Source organism: Bradyrhizobium sp. RD5-C2 (genome assembly GCF_019972155.1).
In the GTDB taxonomy this organism is placed as follows: Bacteria; Pseudomonadota; Alphaproteobacteria; order Rhizobiales; family Xanthobacteraceae; genus Bradyrhizobium.
In genome coordinates this window covers 173855-193436 of record NZ_BOVL01000012.1, presented here as the reverse complement: position 1 = coordinate 193436, position 19582 = coordinate 173855, and the positions used below count along the sequence as shown (strand labels likewise).

Here is a 19582-nt window from a genome sequence, read left to right as displayed (position 1 = left end):
TGAACGCAAGTATTGCGATTTCGCATGGACCAACGGCAGCGTCAGCTTACTCTTTCCGAGTTTCTACCCCGCCGGAGCAATGGCGGGATCGCGAGAGTCGGGGGATCGGCGATGTGGTACCTTGGACCGGGTTTGCGACGCAGATTTTTTTCGCAGTGGCATTTGAGTGTTGGGGCGCTTGCCGCTCTGCTGGTGCTTTCCACCCCAGCGGCTCGCGCCGATGAAAATGGCATCAGCTTTTGGGTGCCCGGATTTTTTGGCAGCCTCGCGGCTGTTCCTCAGCAGGCGCCGGGCTGGTCGGTGACCTCGATTTATTATCACACCTCTGTTTCCGCCGGCGCCGACGTGGCGCGGTCGCGCGAAATCACGCTCGGTCGCTTTCCCGCGAATCTGACAGCCAACGTGAGCGCGAACGTCAATGCGAATGTGAACCTTGGCTTTCTGGCCGGGACTTATACTTTTGCGACACCGGTGCTTGGTGGTCAGGCCTCTGCCACCCTGTTGGCGGCCTACGGATCCAACTCCACCTCGCTCGCTGGATCGCTTGTGGGGACGTTGACGGGACCGGGCGGCGCCACGTCCCCCTTCTCCCGGTTTGACAGCATCGACAGCTCGCTCATTGCATTCGGCGACCTGATCCCGCAGTTCGCGCTGCGCTGGAATGCCGGTGTCAACAATTACATGACGTACATTACCGCCGACCTCCCGGCCGGCGCCTACCAGTCGACCCGCCTCGCGAATTTGGGGATTGGGCACTGGGCAATCGACGCGGGCGGCGGCTACACCTATTTCGATCCAAAGACCGGGCACGAATTTTCGGCAGTGCTGGGGTTCACCTACAACTTCGTCAACCCCTCCACTGAATATCAAAGCGGCGTCGACATGCACCTCGACTGGGGCGCGTCGCAATTCCTGACCAAGCAGTGGCAGGTCGGCCTCGTCGGTTACCTCTATCAGGGGCTCGGATGCGACAGCGGCTCCGGCGATCGCGTCGGCTGCTTTCGGTCGCGCGTGGCCGGCGTCGGCCCGCAGGTCGGCTACATTTTCCCGGTGGGGGACATGCAGGGATATCTGAACCTGAAGGGCTACGGCGAATTCGCCAATGAAAATCGGCCAGCAGGCTGGAACGTCTGGCTGACGTTCAATCTTCAGCCCGCGGCGCCAACGCCGCCGACATCCACAAGGCCCAGATTCACAAAGTAGCAGCGCCGGTGACGCTGCCACCGGCGCCGCGCTGAAGGATCAATCTGGCGCGGCGGTAGCAACGCAATCAGCGAATAGACACTCCGCAGGCGTGCGGACATGTCCGAGCTGGGTCAAAAGGCGATATCCCTGTGGTCGAGGCCGCGAGTCCGCTTTACTGCTCGAAAGCGGACATCCTGAATTTAGGAGTACGCACCCTAGTCTGCGGCCGCGCGTCAGATCCGCGCATTACGCCAGCTCATCCGGATCGTCGGCCGCGCGCAGGCGCGCGATGCTGCCTTCGGTCGCAGCTTCGCCGGCCGCCGCGATCGCGATCTCGCGCGCCAGATTGGTGCATTCGGCCCACAGCAGGAAGAACACCAGCGGCGGCCGCTCGCGCGCCTCCAGCATCTGCCGGCAGCGCTCGGCGGCGCCATCGAGCGCCCACCACTGCCGGGCGACGACCATGACCTTGCGGAAGCTGCGCAGCGTGCCGGAGAATTTTTGCGGATCGGCACCCACGATGGTGCCGCAATGGTTCAGCCAGTTCAGCGCCGCATAGATCGCGATGCCGTAATCCTCGATCGCAGTGCCCGTGAAATCGACGACGGTGTTGTCATGCGCGCGTTGGCGCAGGAAGGCGTCGATCATCTCGGCCTGGCGCGCCGGATCGACCAGCAGCGAGGTGTCTTTCCGCGGCACCATCGGGACATAGCGCACCGCTTCGAGCCGCGTGTGCTCCCAGATCGCCCTGACATCGCCGAGCAGGTCGCCGGGCTTGCGCTTGCAGGCCGGATAGACCAGCACGTCGTTGTCGGCGAGATCGAGATAGCGCGGCACCACCTTGTCGAGCGCGGCGAGAAACGCGGATGGATCGGTGAGGCCGCGCAAGTCGCTGGCGGCGTCGTCCGTCTGTGCAGGCTTGTTGCCGCGTGTCCAGCCGAAATTGGCCATCCCCGGACGCCCCGATCTCAACCTCGCCATCAGGTTAAATGGAAAATGCCGCGATGCAAATGCGGCATTTGCCGCTGCGCGGCCGTGCGTGTCCGCTGCTGCCGGTTGACGCGGGAGACCGCCGCGCCTAGCTCATGGTTAATGGTGCGCAACGAGGGTTGCTGCCGCTTTCGGGACCTATCGCCGTGACCGCTTCTGATCGCCAGTCGCATTGGCAGACCGTCTATCTGACCAAGGGCGAGCAGCAGGTGAGCTGGTCGCAGGCCGACCCGCAGCCGTCGCTGCGTCTGATCGAATCCGTTGCGCCCGGCCGCGCCGCGTCGATCATCGACATCGGCGGCGGAGCCTCGCGCCTCATCGATGCGCTGCTGACGAGTGGCTTTCATGATCTGACCGTGCTCGATCTCTCGGAAGCTGCGCTGGCGAGCGCGCGGGAGCGGATCGGCGCAGCCGGCGCGGTGGTGCGCTGGGTTGCCGACGATGCGACGGTCTGGCAGCCGCCGCAGGCTTTCGACATCTGGCACGATCGCGCGGCGTTTCATTTTCTCGTCGCGGAGAGCGACCGCGCGGCCTATCTCGAGAGACTGCATCGCGGCGTCAAGGCAGGCGGCCACGCCGTGATCGGCACCTTCGCGCTGGACGGTCCGGAAAAGTGCAGCGGCCTGCCGGTGCAGCGCTATGATCCGGCAACGCTCAGCCGGATCGTCGGTCCGGCATTCGAGCTGATCGCGCATGAGGCGCACCGGCACGTCACGCCCTGGGGCGCGACGCAGTCGTTCCAGTTCAGTGTGCTGCGGCGGACGTGACCGGCCGCCGAAGGAGAGGTGACATGACGGACGCGCCACGGGCGATCGGCGAGATCGCGAGCTATCACGCCCATGTCTATTACGACCCCGCCACCAGCCGGGGCGAGGCCGAACGCCTGCGCGACTGGATGGGCGAGCGTTTCCTGGTCACGCTCGGGCGCTGGCACGACGTCAAGGTCGGGCCGCACGATCAGGCGATGTATCAGGTGGCGTTTGCGGCCGAGCTGTTTCCGACCCTGGTACCGTGGCTGATGCTGAACCACGGCAGCCTGAGCATCCTGGTCCATCCCAACACCACCAATCCGCGCCGCGATCATCGCGACGATCCGCTCTGGATCGGCACGCCGCTTGCCGTCCATGCCGACAAGCTGCCCGAGGACGCCGAAATGGAGCAGGCGCCGGCTCCGAACACGTCGCCGACATTGCGTCCCTGAGCGGCCGGCTGCGGTCGGACGGGACGGGTAAAGTTTGACGCAATTGCGTTACAGCCAAGTCGTTTCAAACTCATCGCGTTTTGCAACGTGAGGTTAAGCCGGCATTCCTAGGCTTACCCGACATTTCAGGGTCGGGCGCATTGGGCATGTTCTTTTCGTTTCGAAGCTGGTCACTGTGGCGGGTGGTCGGGCCTCTGCTCGCCATCGTGCTGCTGCTGGGCGGTCTGTCGGCCGGCAGCCTGCAGGTGATGTCCGCGGTGCGTGCCTATGTGGCGGGCGAGAGCCTGTGGTCGAAGGGGCAGAAGGACGCCATCTACTACCTTCAGACCTATGTCAGCACCGGCGCGCCGCTCTATCTGCAGAAGTTCGATGCCGCGATCGCGGTGCCGCTGGCCGATCGCACGGCGCGGCGCGGGCTGGAAGCGCCCGGCAACAACGACGCCGTGGCCAGGAGTGGCTTCGCCAAAGCGGGCAATCATGACGATGACATCGGCGGCCTGATCTGGCTGTTCAAATATTTCCGCACGATGCACCACGTGGCTGGCGCGGTGACGGCCTGGCGGAATTCGGATGCACTGCTCGATCAGCTGATCGAAATCAGGAACGAGGCCGCGAGCGACGTCGCGCTGCATGATCCCTCGGCTGCGACCATCAAACACTGGGCCGAACGGATCGGTGCGGTCGACGCCGCACTGAGCACGCTCGCCGTCGATTTCTCCGACCAGTTGGGGAAGGCGTCGCGTCAGGTCTCCGCGCTGTTGCAGCTGGTCAATCTCGTGATCGCGGCCTGCCTTGCCGGCATCGTGCTGTTCCACACAAGGCGGATGCTGTGGCGCCGCTGGCTTGCCGAGACCGCGCTCGCGGTCGAGAAGGAGCGCGCCCAGCTCACGCTGGCCTCGATCGGCGACGCGGTCATCGTGACCACGCAGGACGATCGCGTCGGTTACATGAACGGCGCCGCGCAGCGGCTGATCGCGCCGGGGCGGGACGTGACCGGATGGCAGCTTTCATCGCTGTTCAACATTGCCGAGCAGCCGGTGCGGGGATCGTTCCAGAGCACCGATGCCGACGACGAGAGCCGGCCGCAGCAGCGGCTGCTGGTGCGGCCGGATCATTCCAGCGTGCCGGTCTCGGTGGTCGAGACGGCGATCGTGCATGCCCGCGAACCGGCCGGCCGCGTCATGATCATTCACGACATGACCGCCGAGCGGCGGCTGGTCGAGGAACTGGCCTGGGCGGCGTCCCATGACGCGCTCACCGGCCTTGCGAACCGGCGGCAATTCGAGTTCGAACTGCACAAGGCGATGTCGGGCTCGCCGGTCGTGGGCGCCGATCTGATGCTGATCGACCTCGACCAGTTCAAGATCGTCAACGACACCTGCGGCCACATGGCGGGTGACCGGCTGCTGAAGCAGGTGGCGAAGATGCTGGCCGCCGAGGTCGGCGACAGCGGGCTGGTTGCGCGTCTCGGCGGCGACGAATTCGGCATTCTGCTGCGCGACGATGGCTCCGCCACGCACGACGTTGCGGCCGATGTCGCGGAGCGGATCAGGGCGGTGGTCGAGCAGTCGAGCTTCGTCCATGAGGGCTCGAGCTTCCGGATCAGCGCAAGCATCGGCCTGGTCGCGCTTTGCGACAGCGCCGGCGTGCAGGACGCGCTGCGGCTTGCCGACGTCGCCTGCTTCCTCGCCAAGGACAAGGGACGCAATCGCGTCCAGGAGCACCGTCCGTCCGATACCGGCATGGCGGTGCGCGTCGCCGAGATGAGCTGGGTCAATCGAATCCGCAGGGGATTGGACGAGGGGCGCTTCTGCCTCTACGAGCAGGAGATCCGCCCGATCAACGGTGCGCTGAGGGGCAACGAGCGGCGCGAACTGCTGCTGCGGCTGCGCGACGAGAACGGTGCGCTGGTGCCGCCCGGCAGCTTCCTGCCCGCGGCCGAACGCTACGGGCTGATGCCGCTGATCGACCGCTGGGTGGTTCGCCGCGCCTTCGAGATCATCGCCGAGCGCAAACACCACGCACGCAGGGTGGCGAGCTACGCCATCAATCTTTCCGGCGCCACGATCGGCGACGGCGACTTCGTCGACTTCGTCGCCGAGCTGTTTGCGCAGCATGATTTTTCGCCGGCATTGGTGTGTTTCGAGATCACCGAGACCAGCGCGATCTCGAATCTCGATGAGGCGCAGACATTCATCGCGCGGTTGCACGAGATCGGCTGCAGCTTCTCGCTCGACGATTTCGGCACCGGCATGTCCTCGATCGCCTATCTGAAGCACCTGCCGGTCGACATCATCAAGATCGACGGCTCGTTCGTGAAGGAGATCCTGAACAGCAAGGTCGATCGCGCGATGGTCGAGATGATCACCAAGACCGCGAAGATCATGCAGAAGCAGGTGGTCGCCGAATTCGTCGAGAGCCTCGCGATCCTGGACGAGCTGCGCCTGATCGGGGTCGACTACGCCCAAGGGTACGCCATCGGGAAGCCGGTTCCGGTGCTCACCCTCCGGGAAGAAAAGATCGCCTGAGTCGCCGAAATTGTCCCGAAACGGGACTTTTTCGGCCATTTCGCCCCGCCCGGGGCTGATTCGCCGGCACTTTCCATCCGAAAAACGTTTAAAAATCCTGTCGTTGCCCGCTTCGTCTCGATTATGCCTTACTCTAATTCCCTGATATGATGTGTGAACGGTGAATCCAACGTGGGCCGGGTAACAGGCCCCAGAGCACCGACTTGGGGATGATGGGTCAACGTACGACGAAAGCAGCCGCGCGTAAGTCGAACCGCGGCGTGTCTCTGGTGGGCAGCACGGCGTTCGCCGTGACCGCGCTCGTCCTGTCGTCTGGCCTTGCCGCCTGGATGGTCGGCATCGACCCGACCGCTTGGCTGCATGGACCGGCACTCGCCAACACCACGGCCTCGCTGAATTTCGACGATCGCTTCGGCTCTCGCTCCACGATCAACACGGCTTCGCTCTATTATCCTCTGCGCCGCGGGTTCCGTTCGAGCCGCGGCGATTTCGATTCCGAGTTCGGTCAGATCGAGGACGCGCTGTCGGGCCAGCTGCGTGACACCCAGACCGAACTGCCGGCCAGCCAGCCGGCGACGGCATCGGTCGCGGCCACGACCTCGACCGCAGCTTCCGCCGTGCCGATGCCGCGATCGCGGCCGGTCGAGGCCAATCTGCTCGCGCGCAACGATCAGCCGCTGCCGCCGCAGGCGCCGGTGCAGCAGGGCGACAACCGGACGTTCCTGCAGAAAATCGCCGACATGATGCCGGGCAAGCTGCAGTTGGCCTCGATCGATCCGAATGATGGCTTGTTGTCCGGCCCAAGCCTCGATCTCGGTGCGCTCGGTTATGACAGCACCACGGCGGTCTACGACATCACCGGCCGTATCGTGTACATGCCCGACGGCACGAAGTTCGAAGCGCATTCGGGGCTCGGCAATCTGCTCGACGATCCGTCGCATGTGACCGCCCGCAACGCCGGTGCGACGCCGCCCGGCGTCTACGAGATGAAGCCGCGCGAGAAGTTGTTCCACGGCGTGCCCGCGCTGCGCATGACCCCGGTCGATGGCAGCGATACGTTCGGGCGTGTCGGCCTGCTCGTCCATAGCTACATGCTCGGGCCGAACGGCGACTCGAACGGCTGCATCTCGGTCAAGCACTACGACAAATTCCTGCAGGCCTATCGCAGCGGCTCGATCAAGCGCATCGCCGTCGTGGTCAGCATCAAGGACGTCAAGTCGGCCTCGACCCGCGCGGCGTCGAACTCGTAGGCCGCGAGCGCCGTCGCCAGCGCCGCTGGCGACAGATCCTGTGCTGGCCGCGGAAGATAGCTAGCCGATCTCTTTCCTGACCGTCGCCGCGGCGTCACACATCGCCTTCAGCTTTCCGAATGCGACGTGCCGCGGCATGTACTTCATGCCGCAGTCCGGCGCGACCACCAGTCGCTCCGCCGGCACATGCTTCAGGCCGTTGCGAATGCGATCGGCGACGACGGCTGCGGATTCGATCTCGGGATTGCCGAGGTCGAGCACGCCGAGCATGATCTTCTTCGAGGACAGGTCCCTGAGTACGCCGAGATCGAGCTTCGGCTGGGCCGCCTCGATCGATATCTGGTCGGCGATGGTCTCATCGAGTTCGGCAAGGAAGGAATAGCCGGCCGGCTTGGTCGAGCCCGGCACGACAGCTGCATAACCGAAGCAGAGATGCACCACGGTCGGGATGGTGATGCCCTCGAGCGCGCGATTGATCGCCTTCACCGCATAGCGCCTGGCGAGATCCGGATTGTTGCGCACCCAGGGCTCGTCGAGCTGGATGACGTCAGCGCCGGCCTTCTCGAGGTCGCGCGCCTCGGCGTTGACGGCGGCGGCGAAAGCCATCGCGAGCTCTTCGTCGTCCTTGTAGAACTCGTTCTTCGCCTGCTGGCTCATCGTGAACGGGCCGGGCAGGGTGATCTTGGCGGCACGGTCGGTGTTCTTGCGCAGGAACTGCATGTCATGCAGCTCGACCGGGCCCTTGCGCTTCACCGGGCCGGCGACCCGCGGCACCGGCGTCTGCGTGCTGCCGGTGCGCGCCGTGATGACAGCGGGATTGTCGGCATCGACGCCCTCAAGCGCGGTGGCGAACCGGTTGGAGTAGCTTTCGCGTCGGATCTCGCCATCGGTCACGATGTCGATGCCGGCGCGCTCCATGTCCCTGATCGCCACGATGGTCGCGTCGTCCTGTGCTTCCTCGAGATGCTCGGCCGGCAGGCGCCACATCGCGTGCATGCGGGTCCGTGGCACCGACTTCGAGAGCATGGCGCGATCGACCAGCCATTCCGGCTGCGGGTAGCTGCCGACGACGGTGGTCGGCAGCAGATGCCTGGGCAGGTTCATGATATCCTCCTTCTTGTTGTTGTGCGGCCCAATCAGGCCGCGCGCGTTGCGGTTGCCGCAGCTTCGTCCTTCACCGGGTTGCGCAGCACGCCGATGCCGGAAATCTCGACTTCGACGACGTCGCCATCCTTCATCCACAACGGTGGCGTGCGATAGGCGCCGACGCCGCCGGTGGTGCCGGTGACGATGACGTCTCCCGGCACCAGCTCGGTGAAGGTCGAGCAATAGGCGATCAGGGTCGCGACGTCGAACACGAGGTCCGAGATCGGCGCGGCCTGCACCTCGACGCCGTTGAGGCGGGTTGCGATGTGCTGCTTGGTGATGTCGGGAAGCTCGTCGGTCGTCACCATCCAAGGTCCGAAGCCGCCGGTACCGACGAAATTCTTGCCGGGCGCGAATTGCGAGGTGTGGCGCTGCCAGTCGCGGATGCTGCCGTCATTGTAGCAGGCATAGCCGGCGACATGGCCGAGCGCAGCCTCGCGCGAGATGCGGCGGCCGGCCTTGCCGATGATGACGGCCATTTCGCCCTCATAGTCGAACCGCTCCGACTCCAGCGGCCGGATCATCGGCTGCCCGGCGCCGACCTGGCTGTTGGCGAAGCGGGTGAAGATCATCGGATATGGCGGCGTCGGATGGCCGCTCTCGGCAAGATGCGTCGCATAGTTGACGCCGATGCAGAAGATCTTGTCGGGATCGGGCACGGTCGGCAGCAGCTCGACATCCTTGAGCGCATAGTCGGGGCGCTCGCCCTGCAGCTTCTTCAGTTCATCCAGCGAACCCGTCGTCAGCAGCGCCTTCAGCGTCGGCTGCGCCTTCAGCCGCTTGCTGGCGTCGATCAGCCCCGCGTCGGTCACGATGCCATAGCTCGCGGTATCCGCCGCCTTGAAACTTGCGATCTTCATGGTCTCTCACTCTCTTCGATCGAGGAAACATAGGACTGGATGGGAAGCGCAATCTCGCCGTTGCGCATCGGAACGCATTGCGGCGGAAAATCCTGGCGGAAGCGAGCGCCGTTCGTTTCCGCGCGTTCGAGGAAGCGCTCGAGATGCGCCATCGCACCGGTCGGCAGATCGTGCAGCACCAGCAGCGTCCATGGCTGCGCACGGCATTGGTCGAGCGCGCGGTCTGTCCAGCCGTCGGGATCGTCCCAGTCGCGCGGGATCGCGTTCCAGAGCACGCAGCTGTGCTTGTTGAGGGCGAGATAATCGACCACAGAGGGTTTCAGCAGCCGATCGTCGAGATTGCCGCCGCCGCCAAACGGCCGGAACCAGCGGTCGGGATGGGTGAGCTCGCCGATCGCGGCTTGCGTCCTGCCGATCTCACGCTGGGCCGTCTCCGCGCCGGGCTGCCGGCCGAGCGGCACGCTGTGCGTATAGGTGTGATTGCCGATCCAGTGGCCTTCGTCGGCTGCGCGGGAAGCGAGGCGGCGACGTGCGGGGTCGTCGAGCTTCTCGCCGATCACGAAGAACGTGGTCTTGATGCCGCGTTCGCCAAGGATATCGAGTACCCTCGGTGTGACGTCGGGCTCCGGTCCATTGTCGAACGTCAAGGTCAGGTCGAACACGTCGCGATCCCCTATGTCGCCGGCTGCATCGCGCTGGGCCCGACCTCGTCGGCCGTGCGCTGGCCGGCGCGCGTTCCGGTCTGCCAGATCGCGGCCTTGCGCTCGACCCAGCGGATCGCGGCGTTGAAGGCGATCGCCATGAACAACACCAGCAGCACGCCGGCGAAGACGTGCGGGCTGTCGAGAATGGTACGGTAGCGCGAGATCAGATAGCCGATGCCCGCCGACGAAATCAGCATCTCCGAGACCACCACGCCGACGATGACGAGCGCACCGCCGACCCGCAGGCCCGACAGCACGGTCGGGATCGCCGCGGGGATGATGACGCGGACCAGCCGCTGGCTCAGCGTCGCGCCCATGCTGCGGGCGGCGAGCAGCAGTTGCGGGTCGATGGTCTGAATTCCGGCAGCGGTCGCCAGCATGGTCGGCAGGAAACCGTAGATCGAGGCGAAGGCGATCTTGGACTCCGAGCCGATGCCGAGCCACACCGTGAAGACCGGATAGAGGATCACGAGCGGTACCGCATAGAGGCTCGAGACCATCGGCATGATCAGCAGGCGAGGGCGCGGCAGGCTGCCGACGATGGCGCCGAGCAGGATGCCGCCGCCACAGGCGAACGCCATTGAGACCGCGACCTCGTAGAGCGTCACCGCGAGCGCATGGCCATATTCGGCGGCCTCGTTCCAGCCGGCGAGCAGGGTAGAGGACAGCGACGGCAGGAACAATTCAGGGATCAGCCCGGTGCGCGGCAGCAGCTCCCACAGCGCGAGCAGGCCGACGACGATCAGATGGCGAAGCGTTTTCGCGCTCATCGTCGCCTCACGCCGATTTGCGGATGTGGCGCCAGATGCGGTCGCGCAGCGCACCGAAGGCGTCGCCGCTCAGCATCTCGTAGGTCCGTGGCCGCGGCAAATTGACCTGCAGCTGATCGACGATGCGGCCGGGCCGCGGCGACATCACGATCACCTCGTCGGCGAGATAGACCGCCTCGGTCAGGCTGTGGGTCACGAACACCACCGTCTTGCCGGTCGCGGCCCAGATCCGCAGCAGCTCGTCGCCCATCGTCATGCGGGTCTGCTCGTCGAGCGCGGCGAACGGCTCGTCCATCAACAGCACCGGCGGATCCTGCACCAGGCCACGCGCGATCGAAACGCGTTGCTTCATGCCGCCGGAAAGTTCGTGTGGGTGGCGCTTGCCGAAGCCTTCGAGGCCGACCAGCTTGAGTGCGTCCTGCGCCTTGGCCCGGCGCTCCGCCTTGGCGACGCCCCGCAGCGCCAGCGGAAACTCGACATTGTCTTCCGCCGTCAACCACGGAAACAGGCTCGCCTCCTGGAACACGACGCCGACGCGGTTCGGGTCCGGCTGCGGGATCGGCGCGCCGTTGATGGTGATGGTGCCCGAGGTCTGCGTACGCAGCCCGGCCATCATCATCAGGAGCGTGGACTTGCCGCAGCCGCTCGGGCCGACCAGCACGACGAAGCGCCCCGGCTTGATGTCGAGCGAGACATCCTCCAGCGCGACGACGTCCTGGGACCTGGTCCGGAACACCTGGCCGACATTCCTGACCTCGATCGCGCCGGCGCGCGACGCGGGCTTCAACGGTGTCACGTTCGCCAATGGCTGCATCGTGTTTCCACCCATCTGATCAGTTCATTGAAGGTCATGGCGATCGCGGCGACCATGACGACGCCGGCGAGCAGCTGCTTCATCTGGAAATTCTCGCCCCAGGTCGCGATCTGGTGACCGATGCCGTCGCGCGAGGCGTACATTTCGGCGAGGATCACGCCGGTGAGGTTGAAGATCATCGAAATCCGCAATGCTTCCAGCAGCACCGGCAGCATGCTCGGCAGGTAGACGCGGAATGCGGTCTGCGTGCGCGTGGCGCCATAGGAACGGGCCACCGTCAGGTGCTCGATCTTGACCGATTCCACGGCCGTCGTGGTCGACATGATCACGATGAAGATCGTCGAGAAGAAGCCGAAGCCGACCTTTTGGGCGAAGCCGACGCCGAACACCAGGATGAACATCGGCAGGAAGATCGATTTGGGGATGCTGAAGGCGAAGAACAGCAGCGGCTTTGCGACATCGGCAAAATAGCGGTTCTCCGCGATCAGGAAGCCGATCAGCGCCCCCATCGGTACCGCGAGCGCGAACGCGGCCAGCACCTCGGTGGCGGTCACCATCAGGTCGGTCCGGACGCTCGATCGCTGCAGGAGGTCGCCGAGCGTCAAAAGCGTGTCCGATGCCGACGGCAGCAGGCGCGGATTGACGAGCCCGGTCCGCGACAGGATCTCCCACAGCGCGAAGCTCGCGATCACGATCGCGATCCGGGCGAGCTTGATGGTGAGGGTGGCCTGCATCTTATGGCTTGGTCGGAACCGGCTTGAACCTGGTCGAGATCACATCCTCGACCGGAACGATGTCTTTCAGTCCGCCGAGCTTGGCGAGGTCAAGCGACAGCTGCACCGCCGCCGGCACATTGGCCGCGCCCATGTTGCCGTCGGTCTCGAGCTTCATGATGGTGTTGTCGTATTCCATCGCGGCGATCTCGGCCGGCATCTCATAGAGGTCGGCAATCAGCTTCACGGTGACGTCGCGGTTGGCGCGCATGTATTGCACGGCGCCATAGAGCGCGTTGACGGCCTTCTGCACCACGTCCGGCTTGGCCTCGGCGAACTTGTCGAGCACGATCCAGCCTGCGGTGAGGTTCGGCGGCGCCGCGGTCGCGTAGTCGAGGATGGTCTTCGCCTCGCCCGATTTGGCGACCTGGAAGCTGAGCGGCGAATAGACCACGGCGGCATCGACATTGCCGGCGAGCAGGTTCGGCACCAGGCCGCCGCCGCCGACCGGCACGCGGGTGAAGTCGATCTTCCGGTCCTGGATGGTCCAGAGCGCCAGCAGGTCTGAGCCGGAGCCGGCTGCGGTGATCCCGACCTTCTTGCCGTTGAGATCCTTGACCTCGAGCGTCGACTTGGCCGGCACCATCAATTGCCAGCCGAAATTGCCCATCGCAGCATTGGCGACGATCCGCGACATCACGCCCTTCTTGCGGCCGGCAGACACCAGCGACGGCGGATCGAGGATGATGTCGGCTGCGCCCGCGGCCATGCCCTCGAAGGTCTCGGCGCCGCTGCGGTAGACGGTCAGCTCGGCCTTGATGCCTTCCTTCTCGAACAGCTTCTGCCGGACCGCGGTCTCGGCGATCGTCGTCGGCCAATAGGTCTTGGTGGGCAGGCCGACGCGGATCGTGTCAGCAGCATAGGCCGGGCCGGCCAGCAAGGTGGTGGCGATCAGGGTTGCCAGCGCGCGGCGACGCGTGATGTTCATGGTGTTGTTTCTCCCGGGAATCGATTGTTGTTATTTTCGGCGCGCTTTGCGCCGGAGAGTCACGTCTTGCCGTTGACCTCCGCAATACGCGGAGCGGCGAGCTCGACGAATTCCTTGGTGATGCCAAAGTGCTTTGACAATGCGCGAACTGCTGCATCCGCATCGCGCGCCAGAACGGCGTCTACAATCGCGGCGTGCTCGGCCTCGACATCGCGCGCCCTGCCGACCTCGCGGCGGATCGAAAGCCGCCGATAGCGCTCGCTCTGCTCATGCAGCACGTCGCGGAAGCCGAGCAGCCATTGCGAACCGCAGGCGTTGACCAGCGCGCGATGGAAGATGCGGTGACGGACCACCCATTCCTCGTAGTGCACGGTTGGATCGTCAGGGTAGCGATGGGGAACGGCCTTGAGCGATTCCCAGGCGGCCGCGACAGAGGCGAGCCAGGCATTGTCGCCGCGCTCGATCGAGCGCCGGATCGCGAGTCCCTCGATGTCGATCCGGGTTTGCGTGACGTCGGCGAGGTCGGCGAGCGAGACCGGGCAGACGCGAAAGCCGCGCTGGTCGGAGGCTTGCACCAGACCGTCAGCCACCAATCGTGACAACGCCTCGCGGACGGCGGCGAGGCTGACCGAAAACTGCTTGGCGAGGCCGGCGATGTGCAGCTTCTGGCCCGGAAGCAGCCGGGTCGAAAGGATGTCGGCCCGCAGCCGCTCCTGAACCGCCGATGTCAGGCTTCGCGGCCCTTCGCCGGACAAGCCCTCGCGAAAACTCAACCCGATATTCATGCGCGATAGACTGGCTGACGGCCGTATTACCGTCAATCGAAAATCGATTTTTTTCCGGAAATGCGAGAAACTATTGCATGTATGTATACCAAGATCGGGAATACCGATTGGTTTCTAGTGTGAATTGCCTATATTTCGAAGATAATGTATACACGGTGAATTCAAAGGACGGAGGATCGCTTGCCAAAACCCTTTCCAATGAACGCGTGGTACGCAGCCGGCTGGGATGCCGAGATCAAGCACGCGCTGTTGCCGCGGACGATCTGCGGCAGGCATGTCGTGATGTACCGGAAGGGCGACGGCGAGGTCGTGGCGCTGGAAGATGCCTGCTGGCATCGCCTCGTGCCGCTCTCCAAGGGCCGGCTCGACGGCGATACCGTGGTCTGCGGCTATCATGGCCTGAAATACAATGCTCAGGGCCGCTGCACCTTCATGCCCTCGCAGGAAACCATCAATCCGTCGGCCTGCGTGCGCGCCTATCCGGTCGTCGAACGCCATCGTTTCATCTGGCTCTGGATGGGCGATCCCGCGCTCGCCGATCCCGCGCTGGTGCCCGACATGCACTGGAATCACGATCCGGCATGGGCCGGCGACGGCAAGACCATTCACGTCAAATGCGATTACCGCCTGGTCGTCGACAATCTGATGGACCTGACCCACGAGACCTTCGTGCACGGCTCGAGCATCGGCAATGATGCGGTCGCCGAAGCGCCGTTCGACGTCACCCATGGCGAGAAGACCGTGACCGTCACGCGCTGGATGAGGGGCATCGAGGCGCCGCCGTTCTGGGCCAAACAACTGCAGAAGCCGGGCCCGGTCGATCGCTGGCAGATCATCCGCTTCGAGGCGCCGTGCACCGTCAATATCGACGTCGGCGTCGCGCCGGCCGGATCGGGCGCGCCGGAGGGCGATCGCTCGCAGGGCGTCAACGGCTATGTGCTCAACACCATCACGCCGGAGACCGAGAAGACCTGCCACTATTTCTGGGCCTTCGTCCGCAATCACCGCATCACCGAGCAGCGCCTCACGAGCGAAATCCGCGACGGCGTCGCCGGCATCTTCCACGAGGACGAGATCATCCTGGAGGCGCAGCAGCGCGCGATGGACGAGAATCCGGACCGTGTGTTCTACAATCTCAACATCGATGCCGGCGCGATGTGGGCGCGGCGCGTCGTCGACCGCATGGTGGCGAAGGAAACTCCGCCGCAGCAGTTGCAGGCGGCGGAGTAGGCCGGGCCATGGCGGAACGCGAAGCCGATCGCTCAGTATCGCACACCGTGCGGGCGCAGCTCGCGTTGCGCGACCTGGTTCTCTCGGGCCGGCTGCGGCCGGGCGAGCGCATCTCGGAGCTGCAGGCGGTCGAGATCACCGGGGTGTCGCGCACGCCGGTGCGCATGGCGCTGGTCCGGCTGGAGGAGGAAGGCCTGCTGGAGGCGATCCCGTCCGGCGGCTTCATGGTCAAGGCATTTTCGGAGCGCGACATTCTTGATTCGATCGAGCTGCGCGGCACGCTGGAAGGGCTCGCCGCGCGCTTTGCCGCCGAGCGCGGCGTGTCGTCGCGCGATCTCGAGCCGCTGAAAGAGTGTCTCAACGAGATCGACGGCCTGGTGCGGCAGGACCCGATCTCGGTCGAAGCGTTCTCGTCCTATGTCGCGCTCAATGCACGCTTCCACGCGCTGCTCACCGAGCTGTCGCGCAGTCCGCCGCTGATCCGGCAGATCGACCGCGCCTCGGCGCTGCCGTTCGCCTCGCCGAGCGGCTTCGTGATGGCGCAATCGGCCTTGCCCGAGGCGCGCCAGATCCTGCTGATCGCGCAGGACCATCATCGCGTCGTGGTCGACGCCATTGAGAACCGCGAGGGTGCGCGTGCCGAAGCGATCATGCGCGAGCATGCCCGGCTTGCGGCTCGCAATCTGCGGCTGGCGCTGCGCAACCGCACGCACCTTGATCTGCTGCCGGCGCTGGCGCTGGTCACGACCGGCTGAACGGAGCGCGCTATGCGATTCATTGACACCTGGACGTCAGCCACGCTGCTTGCTGTGCGCGACCTCACGCCCGGCATCCGCGAATTCCTGCTGCGGCCGGATGATTTCACCGGCGCGCCCTATCCCGTCGGCAGCCACATCGACGTCGGCGTCACCATCGACGGCCAGCCGCAGACCCGGTCCTATTCGCTGGTCGGCGAAGTCGATCCGCAAGGTTTCCGGATCGCGGTGCGGCACGCAGCGGATTCCCGCGGCGGCTCGCGCTATATGTGGTCGCTTGTGCCGGGGGCGCGGCTCGCCATCACGCAGCCCGCCTCACTGGTGCAGCTCGACTGGACGCGGCGGCAATTCTGCCTGGTCGCGGGCGGCATCGGCATTACGCCGATCGTCGGTGCGGCCGAGGCGCTGGTCCGCCGCGATGCCGGCGTGACCTTGCACTATGCCGTGCGCACGCGCGGCGATGCGGCGTACCTCGATACGCTCGATCGTCTGCTCGGCGACCGCCTCATCGTCCATGCCGGTGACGAGGGTAGACGGCTCGACCTCGACAGCGTCTTCGTAAGGCTACCGCAGGATACCATGACGTTGTTCTGCGGCCCGATGCGGATGCTGGATGCGGCGCGGCGCGCGTGGGAAGCGTCCGGCCGCCCGCTGACCGATCTGCGTTACGAGACCTTTGGATCGAGCGGGCTGCTGCCGACCGAGGCGTTCCGTGTCCGGCTCAAGGGTGATGGAACCGAGTTCGTGATCCCGCGCGACCGCTCGATGCTGGACGTGCTCAACGAAGCCGGCCATGAGGTGATGAGCGACTGCCGGCGCGGCGAATGCGGCGTCTGCGCGATTGACGTGGTCGCTGTCGACGGCGAAATCGACCACCGCGACGTCTTCTTCAGCGATCACCAGAAGCAGGCGAGCGGCAAGATCTGCGCGTGCGTCTCGCGTGCCCGCGGCACCATCACGGTCGACACCCTGCATCGTGCCGATACGCTCTGACGCGGCGGATCGGGGTTACGCCGCGTGCTCCGAGTGCTGCGGATTGCGATCGAGCAGCGCGGAGATATCGCTGCCCGACATCGGCCGGCCGATCAGATAGCCCTGCACCTCGTCGCAGCTGGTCTGGCGCAGATATTCGAGCTGATCGGCGGTCTCGACGCCTTCGGCCACGACGCCGATCTGCAGGTCCTGCGCGAGGCCGATCACCGATTTGACGATCGCGGCGCAATCCGGCTGGGTCAACATGTCTCGGATGAAGGATTGATCGATCTTGATGCGGCTGAATGGCAGCTTGCGCAGATAGGTCAGCGACGAGAAGCCGGTGCCGAAATCGTCGAGCGCGACCGTGAGGCCGAGCTCGAGCAGCCCGTTCAGGATCGCGGCCGCCGATCCGTATTTCGAGATCAGCATCGATTCGGTGATTTCGATTTCCAGCCGGTTCGGCGCGACATTGGCCTCGGCAAGCGCCTCGACGATGGTCTGCAGGATGCCGACGTTCTGGAACTGGACCGCGGAGAAATTTACCGCGATCCTGATGTCGTCAGGCCAGCGTGACAGCATCGTGCAGGCGCGACGGATCACCCACTCGCCGAGTTGGTGGATCAGTCCGCTCTCCTCGGCGATCGGAATGAAGACGCTTGGCGGGACCAGACCACGCGTCGGATGCTGCCAGCGCAACAGCGCCTCGAAGCCGGTGACGCGGCCTTTGCGGATGTCGAGGAATGGCTGGTAGACCAGAAACAGCTGGTCCGCCTCGATGGCCTGTTCCAGGTCGCGCTGCAGGGCGCGGCGGTCCCGCGCCGACTGGTCGTCGCTGGCCTCGAAGAAGCAGATCGTGCCGGGACCGGATTTCTTCGCCCGGTAAAGCGCGATGTCGACATGCTTGAGCAGTTCGTGGGAGGTGTTGCCGTCCCGCGGCGCGAGCACGATGCCGATGCTGATGGCGCTGGTGATTTCGAACCCGTCGATCGCAAACGGATCGGCGAATGCCGCGACGAACCGCTCGGCGATCGCGAGCGCATCCTCGGGCCGCGTCAAATTGGACATGATCAGCGCGAACTCGTCGCCGCCGATCCGTGCGACATGTTCGGCCGCGCGCGTGCAGCGCTGCAACCGGGCCGCAAGCTGCACCAGGAGCTCGTCGCCTGCCGGATGGCCGAACCTGTCGTTGATCTCCTTGAGGCGATCGAGATCGAGCAGCAGCACCGCGAATTCCTCGCCCGAGCGCTCCAGCCGGCTCAGCGCGCCATTGAGCGCCTCGTTGAAGGCGACGCGGTTCGGCAAATGCGTCAGCGGATCCTGCCGCACCGTCCGTTCGGCCTCGTGCTGGGCGATGATGCGGCGCCTGAACTCGAATGCGTTGAGGAAGACGCCGCGCAGCAGCACGGAGCCGTAGACCAGGACGAGGACGGCCATCAAGAGATAGATGAAGTCGCCGTCCCTGCCGAGGCAGATCGCGGTGCCGACGAAGATCGGCCCGGTGAAGGCGATCGCGGCGATCGGGATGGTGGAGAAAGCGAAGGCGCCGCCGGCCAGCATGCCGGCGCAGAGACAGGTGATCACCAATTGTGCGCCGCTCGATGCGCCGGCGAAGAAGGCGACCGGCACGACGCCCCAGGCGGCGCCGAGCGCGAATGCGTTGCGCACCAGCCGGTACATGGTTCGGCGCGATACGAATTGCGGCTTGGCGATGCGGCGCGAGGCGCGCGCTTGCAGGCCGAAGAACAGCGCCGCGCTGCTCACGGCGGCGGCCCACACCAGCGCGAAGGCCCAATCCGGCGATTGCCACAGCGCAGCCGCGAGCACCAGCGCGTTGCAGGCGTTGGCCAGCATGATGCCGAAGGAATAGCCGAGCACGAGCGAAACCTGCTCGGCGCGGATGTGGCCGGCAAGCGCTTCGTCGGTCGGTGGTGCGCCGAAGGCCGCGAGGTCACCCGCGAACAGGGCCGCGAAATATGATCTGAGATCGATACGCATCTCGCTACATTTGCCTGCGTGGTTTGACCATGCGCAGGGACCAAGAATTCTCTGCAAACCTTTGACAAACTATGAACTATTGGAACGAACCGTGCCACGGCGGGCTCACGTTTTGGTTCCCGCCGGCAGCATTGCTAACAAATCGATAGAAATGCGTGACGGGTATCACGGCGGGCCGTGACCGGTGTCACGGACCAGCAAAGGTGGGACCTGCGCGGCTTGATCCTCCGCCGGTTTTTCGCAATGACTTGAGTTCCCGCGAACGGCAAGAACCAGAAGGTGCGTATGAGCCTCCCGATCACGAACCACGATCCCGGGTTTCGGATCACGCGGGCCAGCCACGTCGTGCTGACCGTCCGTGACCTCGCAGCGAGCCGGCGGTTCTATGAGGAGGTGATCGGGCTAATCCTGACCGCGGAGGAGGGCGATGCGCTCTATTTCCGCGGCGTCGAGGAGGCCTGTCATCACAGCCTTGTGTTGCGCAAGGGCGGAGACGCCGTCTGCGCGCGGCTCGGCCTGCGGGTGTTCAGGGATGATGACCTCGACCGGCTCAAGGCCTTCTTCGAAGCGCATGGCTGCGCGGCCGCCTGGGCCGAGGCTCCCTACCAGGGCCGCACGCTGCAGGCCACCGATCCGGCCGGCACGCCGCTCGAGTTCTGCGCGACCATGCCGATCGAGCCGCGCATGATCACC

At 65.2% G+C, this 19582-nt stretch carries 19 protein-coding genes; 9 read left to right on the top strand and 10 right to left on the bottom strand.

The genetic code is table 11. The annotated features are described in order from the left end of the window. Positions 1 to 111: 111 nt before the first annotated feature. Positions 112 to 1203, top strand: coding sequence for a SphA family protein (locus tag BraRD5C2_RS15190; protein WP_223969522.1), 1092 nt, complete (start codon positions 112 to 114; stop codon positions 1201 to 1203). A gap of 228 nt (positions 1204 to 1431) precedes the next feature. Here BraRD5C2_RS15190 and BraRD5C2_RS15185 read toward each other — a convergent pair whose 3' ends face one another. Further along, the gene (locus BraRD5C2_RS15185) at positions 1432 to 2136 is read right to left on the bottom strand and encodes a hypothetical protein (protein WP_223969521.1); all 705 of its coding nucleotides are present in this window, start codon (positions 2134 to 2136) and stop codon (positions 1432 to 1434) included. Between the two features lie 185 nt (positions 2137 to 2321). Between BraRD5C2_RS15185 and BraRD5C2_RS15180 the strand changes: the two genes are divergently transcribed. From BraRD5C2_RS15180 to BraRD5C2_RS15165, 4 genes are all read left to right on the top strand, one after another. Then, complete coding sequence (locus BraRD5C2_RS15180; RefSeq protein ID WP_223969520.1) at positions 2322 to 2942, top strand: class I SAM-dependent methyltransferase; 621 nt, start codon at positions 2322 to 2324, stop codon at positions 2940 to 2942. Between the two features lie 23 nt (positions 2943 to 2965). Further along, positions 2966 to 3376, top strand: a complete 411-nt coding sequence (locus BraRD5C2_RS15175) for a DOPA 4,5-dioxygenase family protein (protein WP_223969519.1) — start codon at positions 2966 to 2968, stop codon at positions 3374 to 3376. A 146-nt stretch (positions 3377 to 3522) separates the two neighbouring features. Then, positions 3523 to 5904 (top strand): putative bifunctional diguanylate cyclase/phosphodiesterase, encoded by a 2382-nt coding sequence (locus BraRD5C2_RS15170; protein WP_223969518.1) that lies wholly within the window; start codon positions 3523 to 3525, stop codon positions 5902 to 5904. 290 nt (positions 5905 to 6194) lie between these two features. Next, positions 6195 to 7154, top strand: coding sequence for a DUF2778 domain-containing protein (locus BraRD5C2_RS15165; RefSeq protein ID WP_223969517.1), 960 nt, complete (start codon positions 6195 to 6197; stop codon positions 7152 to 7154). A 60-nt stretch (positions 7155 to 7214) separates the two neighbouring features. On the opposite strand, the gene BraRD5C2_RS15160 is transcribed toward BraRD5C2_RS15165, so the two are convergent. From BraRD5C2_RS15160 to BraRD5C2_RS15125, 8 genes are read right to left on the bottom strand one after another with little or no spacing between them, the layout of a single operon-like run. Beyond that, a complete protein-coding gene (locus tag BraRD5C2_RS15160) occupies positions 7215 to 8258 on the bottom strand; it encodes a uroporphyrinogen decarboxylase family protein (protein WP_223969516.1) in 1044 nt (347 codons plus the stop codon). A gap of 32 nt (positions 8259 to 8290) precedes the next feature. After that, positions 8291 to 9160 (bottom strand): fumarylacetoacetate hydrolase family protein, encoded by an 870-nt coding sequence (locus BraRD5C2_RS15155; protein WP_223969515.1) that lies wholly within the window; start codon positions 9158 to 9160, stop codon positions 8291 to 8293. Continuing rightward, positions 9157 to 9822 carry a polysaccharide deacetylase family protein gene (locus BraRD5C2_RS15150; RefSeq protein ID WP_223969514.1) on the bottom strand — a complete coding sequence of 222 codons (666 nt, stop codon included), beginning with the start codon at positions 9820 to 9822 and terminating at the stop codon, positions 9157 to 9159. Before BraRD5C2_RS15150 ends, BraRD5C2_RS15155 begins: the two co-directional genes overlap by 4 nt. A gap of 11 nt (positions 9823 to 9833) precedes the next feature. Beyond that, positions 9834 to 10634: an ABC transporter permease gene (locus BraRD5C2_RS15145; RefSeq protein ID WP_223969513.1), complete on the bottom strand. Its 801-nt coding sequence runs from the start codon at positions 10632 to 10634 to the stop codon at positions 9834 to 9836. Positions 10635 to 10641: 7 nt separating this feature from the next. Further along, positions 10642 to 11448, bottom strand: coding sequence for an ABC transporter ATP-binding protein (locus BraRD5C2_RS15140; RefSeq protein ID WP_223969512.1), 807 nt, complete (start codon positions 11446 to 11448; stop codon positions 10642 to 10644). Further along, the gene (locus tag BraRD5C2_RS15135; RefSeq protein ID WP_223969511.1) at positions 11427 to 12182 is read right to left on the bottom strand and encodes an ABC transporter permease; all 756 of its coding nucleotides are present in this window, start codon (positions 12180 to 12182) and stop codon (positions 11427 to 11429) included. The genes BraRD5C2_RS15140 and BraRD5C2_RS15135 overlap by 22 nt, the downstream gene beginning before the upstream one ends. A gap of 1 nt (position 12183) precedes the next feature. Further along, entirely contained in the window at positions 12184 to 13149 is a 966-nt protein-coding gene (locus tag BraRD5C2_RS15130) for an ABC transporter substrate-binding protein (protein ID WP_223969510.1), read from the bottom strand. Between the two features lie 59 nt (positions 13150 to 13208). After that, positions 13209 to 13922, bottom strand: coding sequence for a GntR family transcriptional regulator (locus BraRD5C2_RS15125; RefSeq protein WP_223969509.1), 714 nt, complete (start codon positions 13920 to 13922; stop codon positions 13209 to 13211). Between the two features lie 192 nt (positions 13923 to 14114). Here BraRD5C2_RS15125 and BraRD5C2_RS15120 point away from each other — a divergent pair, with 192 nt between their 5' ends. From BraRD5C2_RS15120 to BraRD5C2_RS15110, 3 genes are read left to right on the top strand one after another with little or no spacing between them, the layout of a single operon-like run. Then, a complete protein-coding gene (locus BraRD5C2_RS15120; protein WP_223969508.1) occupies positions 14115 to 15164 on the top strand; it encodes an aromatic ring-hydroxylating dioxygenase subunit alpha in 1050 nt (349 codons plus the stop codon). A gap of 8 nt (positions 15165 to 15172) precedes the next feature. Continuing rightward, on the top strand, positions 15173 to 15919 hold the full coding sequence (locus tag BraRD5C2_RS15115) for a GntR family transcriptional regulator (protein WP_223969507.1): 747 nt from the start codon (positions 15173 to 15175) through the stop codon (positions 15917 to 15919). 12 nt (positions 15920 to 15931) lie between these two features. After that, on the top strand, positions 15932 to 16912 hold the full coding sequence (locus BraRD5C2_RS15110; protein ID WP_223969506.1) for a PDR/VanB family oxidoreductase: 981 nt from the start codon (positions 15932 to 15934) through the stop codon (positions 16910 to 16912). Between the two features lie 15 nt (positions 16913 to 16927). Here BraRD5C2_RS15110 and BraRD5C2_RS15105 read toward each other — a convergent pair whose 3' ends face one another. Continuing rightward, positions 16928 to 18889 carry a putative bifunctional diguanylate cyclase/phosphodiesterase gene (locus BraRD5C2_RS15105; protein ID WP_223969807.1) on the bottom strand — a complete coding sequence of 654 codons (1962 nt, stop codon included), beginning with the start codon at positions 18887 to 18889 and terminating at the stop codon, positions 16928 to 16930. Between the two features lie 285 nt (positions 18890 to 19174). On the opposite strand from BraRD5C2_RS15105, the gene BraRD5C2_RS15100 reads away from it, so the two are divergent. After that, positions 19175 to 19582 (top strand): VOC family protein (locus tag BraRD5C2_RS15100; RefSeq protein WP_223969505.1); only part of this gene is annotated, 408 nt, incomplete at its 3' end.

Excerpts from the sequence above, each read along its gene's own strand:
- BraRD5C2_RS15110 (WP_223969506.1), top strand. The coding sequence starts at position 15,932 with ATGCGATTCATTGACACCTGGACGTCAGCCACGCTGCTTGCTGTGCGC.
- BraRD5C2_RS15130 (WP_223969510.1), bottom strand. The coding sequence starts at position 13,149 with ATGAACATCACGCGTCGCCGCGCGCTGGCAACCCTGATCGCCACCACC.
- BraRD5C2_RS15135 (WP_223969511.1), bottom strand. The coding sequence starts at position 12,182 with ATGCAGGCCACCCTCACCATCAAGCTCGCCCGGATCGCGATCGTGATC.
- BraRD5C2_RS15140 (WP_223969512.1), bottom strand. The coding sequence starts at position 11,448 with ATGCAGCCATTGGCGAACGTGACACCGTTGAAGCCCGCGTCGCGCGCC.
- BraRD5C2_RS15105 (WP_223969807.1), bottom strand. The coding sequence starts at position 18,889 with ATGCGTATCGATCTCAGATCATATTTCGCGGCCCTGTTCGCGGGTGAC.
- BraRD5C2_RS15175 (WP_223969519.1), top strand. The coding sequence starts at position 2,966 with ATGACGGACGCGCCACGGGCGATCGGCGAGATCGCGAGCTATCACGCC.
- BraRD5C2_RS15145 (WP_223969513.1), bottom strand. The coding sequence starts at position 10,634 with ATGAGCGCGAAAACGCTTCGCCATCTGATCGTCGTCGGCCTGCTCGCG.
- BraRD5C2_RS15190 (WP_223969522.1), top strand. The coding sequence starts at position 112 with ATGTGGTACCTTGGACCGGGTTTGCGACGCAGATTTTTTTCGCAGTGG.
- BraRD5C2_RS15155 (WP_223969515.1), bottom strand. The coding sequence starts at position 9,160 with ATGAAGATCGCAAGTTTCAAGGCGGCGGATACCGCGAGCTATGGCATC.
- BraRD5C2_RS15170 (WP_223969518.1), top strand. The coding sequence starts at position 3,523 with ATGTTCTTTTCGTTTCGAAGCTGGTCACTGTGGCGGGTGGTCGGGCCT.
- BraRD5C2_RS15160 (WP_223969516.1), bottom strand. The coding sequence starts at position 8,258 with ATGAACCTGCCCAGGCATCTGCTGCCGACCACCGTCGTCGGCAGCTAC.
- BraRD5C2_RS15115 (WP_223969507.1), top strand. The coding sequence starts at position 15,173 with ATGGCGGAACGCGAAGCCGATCGCTCAGTATCGCACACCGTGCGGGCG.
- BraRD5C2_RS15185 (WP_223969521.1), bottom strand. The coding sequence starts at position 2,136 with ATGGCCAATTTCGGCTGGACACGCGGCAACAAGCCTGCACAGACGGAC.